This is a genomic window from Methylomarinum vadi (assembly GCF_000733935.1).
Taxonomy (GTDB): Bacteria; Pseudomonadota; Gammaproteobacteria; order Methylococcales; family Methylomonadaceae; genus Methylomarinum; species Methylomarinum vadi.
In genome coordinates this window covers 1,769,251-1,777,500 of record NZ_JPON01000001.1, presented here as the reverse complement: position 1 = coordinate 1,777,500, position 8,250 = coordinate 1,769,251, and the positions used below count along the sequence as shown (strand labels likewise).

Sequence of the window (8,250 nt, the reverse complement as noted above, 5' to 3'; positions counted from 1 at the left end):
GGTATCAGAAGTGCGAATGCTGACATGAGTAACGATAATGGAGGTGAAAAGCCTCCACGCCGAAAGCCCAAGGTTTCCTGCGCAACGTTAATCGACGCAGGGTTAGTCGGCACCTAAGGCGAGGCCGAAAGGCGTAGTCGATGGAAAACAGGTTAATATTCCTGTACTTGTGATAACTGCGATGGGGAGACGGAGAAGGCTAGGTCAGCTGCCTGTTGGACTAGGTAGTTTAAGCGCGTAGGCAGAGAGTTTAGGCAAATCCGGACTCTTAATGCTGAGACGTGATGACGAGTCTCTTTATAAGGAGACGAAGTGATTGATGCCCTGCTTCCAAGAAAAACCTCTAAGCTTCAGGTTATGACGAGCCGTACCCCAAACCGACACAGGTGGGTGGGATGAGAATTCTAAGGCGCTTGAGAGAACTCGGGTGAAGGAACTAGGCAAAATGGTACCGTAACTTCGGGAGAAGGTACGCCTCTGTTACGTGAAGGCCCTGCGGCTGGAGCGGAAAGGGGTAGCATTAACCTGGTGGCTGCGACTGTTTAGCAAAAACATAGCACTCTGCAAACTCGAAAGAGGACGTATAGGGTGTGACGCCTGCCCGGTGCCGGAAGGTTAATTGATGGGGTTATCTTCGGAGAAGCTCTTGATCGAAGCCCCGGTAAACGGCGGCCGTAACTATAACGGTCCTAAGGTAGCGAAATTCCTTGTCGGGTAAGTTCCGACCTGCACGAATGGCGTAACGATGGCCACACTGTCTCCACCCGAGACTCAGTGAAATTGAAATCGCTGTGAAGATGCAGTGTACCCGCGGCTAGACGGAAAGACCCCGTGAACCTTTACTATAGCTTTACACTGGACTTTGAGCCTACTTGTGTAGGATAGGTGGGAGGCTTTGAAGCGGCGACGCCAGTTGTCGTGGAGCCGACCTTGAAATACCACCCTGGTATGTTTGGAGTTCTAACCTCGACCCGTGATCCGGGTTAGGGACAGTGTATGGTGGGTAGTTTGACTGGGGCGGTCTCCTCCCAAAGAGTAACGGAGGAGCACGAAGGTACCCTAATCCTGGTCGGAAATCAGGAGATTAGTGCAAAGGCATAAGGGTGCTTGACTGCGAGACGTACAAGTCGAGCAGGTACGAAAGTAGGTCTTAGTGATCCGGTGGTTCTGAATGGAAGGGCCATCGCTCAACGGATAAAAGGTACTCCGGGGATAACAGGCTGATACCGCCCAAGAGTTCATATCGACGGCGGTGTTTGGCACCTCGATGTCGGCTCATCACATCCTGGGGCTGAAGCAGGTCCCAAGGGTATGGCTGTTCGCCATTTAAAGTGGTACGCGAGCTGGGTTCAGAACGTCGTGAGACAGTTCGGTCCCTATCTGCCGTGGGCGTTTGAGATTTGAGGGAAGCTGCTCCTAGTACGAGAGGACCGGAGTGGACGATCCTCTGGTGTTCCGGTTGTCACGCCAGTGGCATTGCCGGGTAGCTATGATCGGACAGGATAACCGCTGAAAGCATCTAAGCGGGAAGCCCCTCCCAAGATGAGATCTCACTGGGACCGTGAGTCCCCTGAAGGGCCCTTGGAGACGACAAGGTTGATAGGTCAGGTGTGGAAGCGCAGTAATGTGTGAAGCTAACTGATACTAATTGCCCGTGAGGCTTGACCATATAACACCCAATCGGTTTGCGAATCGAGAGCGTGTTGTATAAAAGCTAATAACCGCTCAATGCACGAGAACTGATACAGATTTCCATGGGTTAGACAGTGAAAGCTGAGCTGACCATGACAGTGGGTAAAAAACTAAAATCCCACTAACACCGTTTGCTTGGTGAACATAGCGAGAGTGAACCACCCGATCCCATCCCGAACTCGGTAGTGAAACCTCTTAGCGCCGATGATAGTGTGGCAGGTTGCCATGTGAAAGTAGGGAATCGCCAAGCGTTTAATCCAAAAAACCCGTTCAGAATCCTGGACGGGTTTTTTTTTGCCTACAGGGATGTAGGTAAGGAGCGTGAGCAGGAGCGGAAGCTTTGCCTACAGGGACGGCCGATAAATAAGGGCTCCTTGCAATATCGGCATTTCCGCCATCCTTGGCGGTCATAAGCAAGGCAGATTTATGCTCCTGCAAAATCTGCATTCAGCACATCCCTGTGCTTTGCGTGACCGGTTTTTGCTTTGACCGCCAAGGATGGTGGAAAGATAGAAAATGCAGGAGCAATTTTCTACCAGCAAAACCGGCATACATCACGTCCCTGTGAATAAGCAGGACGCGGAAGCTTTGCCTACAGGGACGTAGGTAAGGAGCGTGAGCAGGACGCGGAAGCTTTGCCTACACAGACGGCAGATTTAGGCTCTGACCGACAAGGAAGTCGGGAATGTCGAAAATGCAGGAGCAATTTTCTACCGGCAATATCTGCATTCAACAGCTAGGTGCCGGCAAACATTCAGGCGGATGCAATTGGCGCCCTTGTAAGTATTTCACGAGAGCTAAACTCAGGATTCGACACCAGCGTTGACGATCCGTCAACTGCTCCGCAGTTGCCCGAAGTTCTTTGAAAAAAGCGGCAATAGCGCTGTTCCACTTTTTCCGCTTCGGCGTGAGTACTGCCGCCTGTCAGGCGGTTTTGTCCAAGTGTGCCACGTAAAGTTTCAGAAGAAACTGTAACTGTAGTGAAGATGAGGGCGGGCCCCTCGGCGTCGGCTTTCGGAAGCAGGCGTCAAACCCCTTCATGCTGCTGAAGTAAAGAGCTTTGGTAGTGAGCGATGAAGAAAAGGCATGGTATAGATGTCAGGTGCGTGATCAGGAGGCGAGCGCAAGTGAACCATTGATGAGGTATCGAAAAACCGACTGTTGTCGTCAAAACCGGGAAGCTTGGACATTCCCGGGATAAGCATGAAAGCAATCCGATTACTGATCATGCGGCGGCCGGTATAGAGATGGCGCGAACTGATCACAGGCTTAACTACGGAACGTGGGAACCTGTCACCGGGATGTCAAGGAAGAAACGGGTTAGCCCGTGAGAGTACCAATACCCGGTACAGGGGCGGATTGCCTTGTAGTAGTGAGGAAGGTTCTGTAATGGAACTGGAGCGAAGGGGGCAAATCATTCAGTTTTACCGTTTTGTCAACGGACTCGATTCGGAGGAACAGATTGAGTAAAACAAAGTCATTTTGTATATCCAAAACCATCGTCTGGGAAAGTTACCAGCGGGTGAAGCGTAACCGGGGCGGCTGCGGTGTCGATCAGTGCTCGATTGAGGACTTTGAAAAAGACCTGAAAAACAATCTGTACAAGATCTGGAATCGCCTGTCCTCGGGGAGCTATATGCCACCGATGATCCGTCGGGTCGACATCCCCAAAGGGAATGGGGAAAGTCGCTCGCTGGGCATTCCCACGGTGGGTGACCGGATTGCCCAAATGGTTGTGAAAACCTACCTGGAACCGGAGCTGGAAAGGATCTTCCATCACGATTCCTACGGTTATCGGCCCAACCGTTCAGCGCATGATGCGCTGGCACAAACCCGGAAACGCTGTTGGCAGTATGACTGGGTCATCGATTTAGATATCAAAGGTTTCTTTGATACGATTCCCCATGAACTGCTGTTACGGGCGGTGCAGAAACACACACAAGAACCCTGGATACTTCTGTACATCGAAAGATGGCTGAAAGCCTCAGTTCAGTTGCCGTGTGGGACCGTAGAAGAAAGGACGCTGGGGACACCGCAAGGTGGAGTCATCAGTCCGCTATTGGCCAATCTTTTTCTGCACTATGGGTTCGATCACTGGATGGAGCGAAACTACCCCGGCATTCCCTTTGAGAGATATGCTGACGATGCTGCCGATCTGAAGAGGAAGCGAAAAGCCTGAAACAGGCGATTGCGGCCCGACTGGAGCAGTGCGGAGTCGAGTTGCACCCGGCGAAAACGAAAATTGTGTATTGCCAGGATGATAATCGAACAGACCACTATCCTGTGGTCAGTTTTGATTTTCTGGGGTATTGTTTTCGCGCGAGACTCTCGCGCAATCGATATGGTCAATACTTCGTGAATTTTTCGCCGGCAATCGCTCCGAAAGCCAAGAAATCAATCTATGCGGAGATCAGGGATTGGAAACTCCCGCGCAGAAGAGAGTACACGATTGGCGAATTGGCGCAGAGAATCAATCCGGTCATTCGTGGTTGGATTAACTACTATAATATCTTTTTCAAATCGAGTCTGCTTTTTCTGGCGCATCATCTGGATCGACTGATCTTGAAATGGGTCAAGCGGAAATACAAAAAGCACGGCAGCAATCACAAGCGAGCGAAGCGATGGATCCAGCGGGTTAAATCCCAATATCCAAAGTTGTTCGTGCACTGGTCTTTGCTACGTGTTACTGACTGAATGATAAGAGCCGTATGAATCGAGAGGTTCACGTACGGTTCTGTGAGAGGCTGTGGGGGCGGTTCCCGCGGCCTACTCGACCATTGCGGGTTTGTGTTTACCGATGGCATACAGCATCAATTTGAGATCCTGGGTGGTAAAGCCTCCCCAGCCCCAGTGATTCTTCAGTTCGTCAAAGTTGTTTTCGGCATCAGCGCGGTCCCGATAGAGCTGAGCCACGTTGAGGGCTTCCTGTTCCAGAGAGGTCACCAGGACGCTGTATTCGTACACGACAACATCGTCGCTCAGTTCGGTGAAGCTGAGTTGCTTAGGCCCAGGTTGTTGGCGATAGTCGACCACGGCCAGTTTATTTTTGACTTGTGTATATTCTGGCCCAACCTGAACACCGATTCTGATTCAATCTGAACAGTTATTCTGATCGAAGTTGAACACTGATTCTGATTCAAGTTGAACACTTTTGGGGCAATTTCCAGAATCGGTGTTCAAGTTGCCGGAATCGCTGTTCAGATTGCCAGAATCCTTCCTAACGCATTGTTTTTTTTAATCTTGAGTATCCTGTGCCGATTTTTGGAACAGGATATGGCAGCCAAACGAATTGCAATGCGAAAAATCAGAGAAGTTTTACGACTGCGTTTCAGCGCCGAGTTGATTATCAGTCAAACTCGCCTTTATTGATAGCGCTATAAAATCTCCGAATTTTGGAAAACTCAGGACTAAACAACCACCCGCTCAAGCGGGTGGGTTCCAATAACGGACTGAAAGTCCGGATACGCGTCGACTAAACGACGCGTCTTAGTCGGGCTCCATCTTGAAATTATCGTTTGGATTAGGTTCAAAGTGATGCTCCAAATATTGCTTTATCATCTCATCAGTCATTTGCCCCACTGTGGCGCAAAAATAACCGCGGGCCCAAAAATGTCGACCCCAATATCGCTTTTTCAAGTGCGGGAACTCTTCGAACAGATAGCTCGAAGTTCGTCCCTTGATTCGCCTCATGATTTCGCTTGGGGCCATAGTCGGCGGCGCACTCACCAAAATGTGCACATGATCTTTGCTCACGACACCTTTGATAATCCGTATCTCAAAGGCTTCGCATGTCTGCCGCACCAAGTCTCTCACTCGTTCGGCTATTTCATCCTTCAGCACTTTATAACGATACTTCGTAACCCAAACAAAATGATACTCAATTTGGTAAACCGTATGGCTGCCGTATCTATAGTCCATCGCCACCTCCTTGGGCAAATTATCGCAGCTAAAGCTGACCGGCTAAAGCCGGTGGTTTAAACCTTATGATGGATAATTAATTTCCCAACCAATAATTGAAGTCACAGATTCAGGATCTATTTAAAGAATATAATGTAACTCCTAAATTTCTCGAGGATTTAGGCGCATATGGTGATAATTTATAATTAAGTTTGGTTTATTAAGATTTATGGCAACAAATGAAGAAAAAACGAGAGAAGAGGAAATAAAAAAAATACAGGCCATGCAAAGTTCAAAATTGCTTGATATTATGCATCAATTTCACATAAATGATTTATTTGATATACAAAAGCCTGGGTTTAATCATGAAGAAGCTATCTTTTACTTACTTGAATATATTGAAGGAGAGACGACTGCGTCGATAAAGGAAGGCATTTATAGAAATATTTCTTGTGTAAAATGGCTTTCTGATGAGAAATTAGTTAAACCTGAATCAGTGACTTCAATTATTGGTTGGGAAATTAATTCTTGAGTTTTCCAAAATTCGGAGATTTTATAACGCTATCAATAAAGTCGAGTTTAACTGAGGATTATTGAAACTTTTTTTCGTAGGTTTTGAGAAAATAATAGGGGTATGGCGTTTTTTGGGCAAAGAGAGATTAAACGCGGTGTTGCCACGCTGATGGTTTGAAGCTGAAAACGTTGAAGGGTTAACCGGCGGCGAGTTTTGTGTAGGTCGATTCAAACGCGATAAAGCCGGGGCAAGCGTTGGAAAAGCGCAGTTTTAACCGGCGACCGGTACGGATCAAACGGGCGGCCAGATACATGAGTTCTTGAATGACGGTTCTGATGCGGCGTCGTTTGGCCGGATGCCGAATGGGGCTTTGTTGCCCCAGTAAGCCGATCAGGCCGATCCAGCGCAAGATATTGTAGCTGTAGGCGCTCAGGGTCATGATGACATCGTTGGTGGCGAATTTGCCCGAAGGCAAGCGTTCGATGTCCAGATCCGTTTTAAACTCGCTGTGAAATTGCTCGGCGGTGGCATGATCACGATACAGTTGAACGATCAATGTGTCGTCATATTCGGTAGAAGCTAGGCTTGTCCACCAGCCTTCCATCTCGATCTCAGGGAACAGCAGGAGTTGTCCCTTAGCCGTTGTTGTTCGTTCGGTGATTTGCATGACGCGACGACAGGAATAGGTTTGGCCGTTTCGGGTGTGTTCCTCCGTGACACTAAATAAGGCCACCCGTTTGCCTTCACGTGGTGTGTCCCATTGTCCGTGTTGCTCGGCGTAGGCTAGCCAAGCATCGGCATTCTGTTTACGGGGATTCCATTTGATGATGAACTCGGCTTGCTCGTCTTCCTGTAAGACAATTCGGTTGTCGAGAGCGTCATGCCCGCTATCCAGGCGAACAAGTAACGGCAAGGGTGTCAGACGCTTGGCTGCAGTCAGTCCGCGCTCCAAGGAATAGAGGAATTCGTATTGGCAATGTTGCTTGCCTTCGCGCAGTTCGTTGCCAAGACACCAGCCTTCTTGGCCCAAATAAAGCGCGATGGGGGCATAGCCGTCGAATCCTTTATAGGTTCGGGAGACGCCTTCCTTGCGCGTTTTTTCGTTGTTCATCGGATAAACATCGATATCCAGCGCCACATGACCAGTGGCTAACGGCGTTACCGGGACTTGCGCGTGGGCCAGAAAATCGATGTTGCTCTGATAAACGAGCGGCAATAGTGCATCGGCGTGTTCGTCCAACCGTTGTCTAAGGCGAGCGCTGGAGGGGACTTGTTGAATCGACAGCGCGGTTTTGAAATAGTCGTCGTCGCGGTAATTCTCAATCGCTTCGAAATCGCTCTTGCCCAGGCAAAGCGACCCGATCATGCTTTTGATAATATCGGCATGAGCGATACCGTGGCGCAATGGAATACCCTTATCCAGCACTTGATTGAGTTGGCCATACTGATTCAAACATAAGCCCACTAAGGCTAATCCGGAATGGCTGGTATAAAATTCAGTTTCTGACTGCTCCAGGATAAATCGTTTCATGATTCACTGAGTGGGTGAATGAAGAAATAACGACATTATCCCAGATTAAGCTTGTTAAATCATTAGGATAGAAGAGATTATCACTTCTTAAGTCACGGATTCAGGTTAAATTATTAGACATTCTATTTGAGCAATTTGAAAACAATAACATGAAATTTATTGATTGTAGTACGCTCGATGCTCTTGAATATTTTCAATCAAAACCGGAATATAAAGGAATTAGTTCAATGGATGAACTGTATACAATAGATGTACGGCAGATGATCGGCTTCACTATTTACGAATTGATTAAACCAATATTAAAGTCTCATTATGAGAAATATTATCAAAGACTAAAGTCTATAGTAACAAACAAGCACTATAGAGGTCGCTCGGGTATGGTTAAGGCGTTTGTTAAATTGGGTAAAAAAGAAACCGTATCGGATTTGCTTAAGTTATTAGAAGAAGCGGACTTGGACGTACTTGATTCTACAATAAAAGCTGTGTCTAAATTGAAAATCAAAGAAGCAAAGCCGTCCTTACAGGAATTACTAAAACATGAAGATTCTTATTTTCGTGACATTGCACAGAAAACGCTAAACAAACTCGGGTAAAGAAGCTGTTTGGAAACTCTCGT

7 protein-coding genes and 2 rRNA genes (1 of these 9 only partly in view) are annotated in these 8,250 nt (G+C 48.0%); 6 read left to right on the top strand and 3 right to left on the bottom strand.

Features of this window, described 5'->3' with window-relative positions:
• The 4 genes from EP25_RS0109005 to EP25_RS23860 form a co-directional block, all read left to right on the top strand.
• A 23S ribosomal RNA gene (locus EP25_RS0109005) occupies positions 1 to 1,669 on the top strand (it extends 1,226 nt beyond the left edge of the window).
• Positions 1,670 to 1,826: 157 nt separating this feature from the next.
• Positions 1,827 to 1,942: ribosomal RNA gene (rrf, locus tag EP25_RS0109000) — 5S ribosomal RNA — on the top strand.
• A 1,212-nt stretch (positions 1,943 to 3,154) separates the two neighbouring features.
• Positions 3,155 to 3,871 carry a group II intron reverse transcriptase/maturase gene (ltrA, locus tag EP25_RS23865; protein WP_235185873.1) on the top strand — a complete coding sequence of 239 codons (717 nt, stop codon included), beginning with the start codon at positions 3,155 to 3,157 and terminating at the stop codon, positions 3,869 to 3,871.
• Positions 3,872 to 3,936: 65 nt separating this feature from the next.
• Complete coding sequence (locus EP25_RS23860; protein ID WP_327036946.1) at positions 3,937 to 4,386, top strand: group II intron maturase-specific domain-containing protein; 450 nt, start codon at positions 3,937 to 3,939, stop codon at positions 4,384 to 4,386.
• A 72-nt stretch (positions 4,387 to 4,458) separates the two neighbouring features.
• On the opposite strand, the gene EP25_RS23600 is transcribed toward EP25_RS23860, so the two are convergent.
• Complete coding sequence (locus tag EP25_RS23600; protein WP_031433564.1) at positions 4,459 to 4,725, bottom strand: hypothetical protein; 267 nt, start codon at positions 4,723 to 4,725, stop codon at positions 4,459 to 4,461.
• Between the two features lie 453 nt (positions 4,726 to 5,178).
• Positions 5,179 to 5,610, bottom strand: a complete 432-nt coding sequence (tnpA, locus tag EP25_RS0108980) for an IS200/IS605 family transposase (protein WP_031432165.1) — start codon at positions 5,608 to 5,610, stop codon at positions 5,179 to 5,181.
• A 208-nt stretch (positions 5,611 to 5,818) separates the two neighbouring features.
• Between tnpA and EP25_RS0108975 the strand changes: the two genes are divergently transcribed.
• Positions 5,819 to 6,121, top strand: a complete 303-nt coding sequence (locus EP25_RS0108975) for a hypothetical protein (protein WP_031433562.1) — start codon at positions 5,819 to 5,821, stop codon at positions 6,119 to 6,121.
• A gap of 178 nt (positions 6,122 to 6,299) precedes the next feature.
• Here EP25_RS0108975 and EP25_RS0108970 read toward each other — a convergent pair whose 3' ends face one another.
• Positions 6,300 to 7,634 carry an IS1380 family transposase gene (locus EP25_RS0108970; protein ID WP_031433561.1) on the bottom strand — a complete coding sequence of 445 codons (1,335 nt, stop codon included), beginning with the start codon at positions 7,632 to 7,634 and terminating at the stop codon, positions 6,300 to 6,302.
• A 149-nt stretch (positions 7,635 to 7,783) separates the two neighbouring features.
• Here EP25_RS0108970 and EP25_RS0108965 point away from each other — a divergent pair, with 149 nt between their 5' ends.
• Complete coding sequence (locus tag EP25_RS0108965) at positions 7,784 to 8,227, top strand: HEAT repeat domain-containing protein (RefSeq protein ID WP_031433560.1); 444 nt, start codon at positions 7,784 to 7,786, stop codon at positions 8,225 to 8,227.
• Positions 8,228 to 8,250: the final 23 nt, after the last annotated feature.

Coding starts and splice junctions, on each gene's coding strand:
- EP25_RS0108965 (WP_031433560.1), top strand. CDS start 7,784: ATGAAATTTATTGATTGTAGTACGCTCGATGCTCTTGAATATTTTCAA.
- EP25_RS0108970 (WP_031433561.1), bottom strand. CDS start 7,634: ATGAAACGATTTATCCTGGAGCAGTCAGAAACTGAATTTTATACCAGC.
- tnpA (WP_031432165.1), bottom strand. CDS start 5,610: ATGGACTATAGATACGGCAGCCATACGGTTTACCAAATTGAGTATCAT.
- EP25_RS0108975 (WP_031433562.1), top strand. CDS start 5,819: ATGGCAACAAATGAAGAAAAAACGAGAGAAGAGGAAATAAAAAAAATA.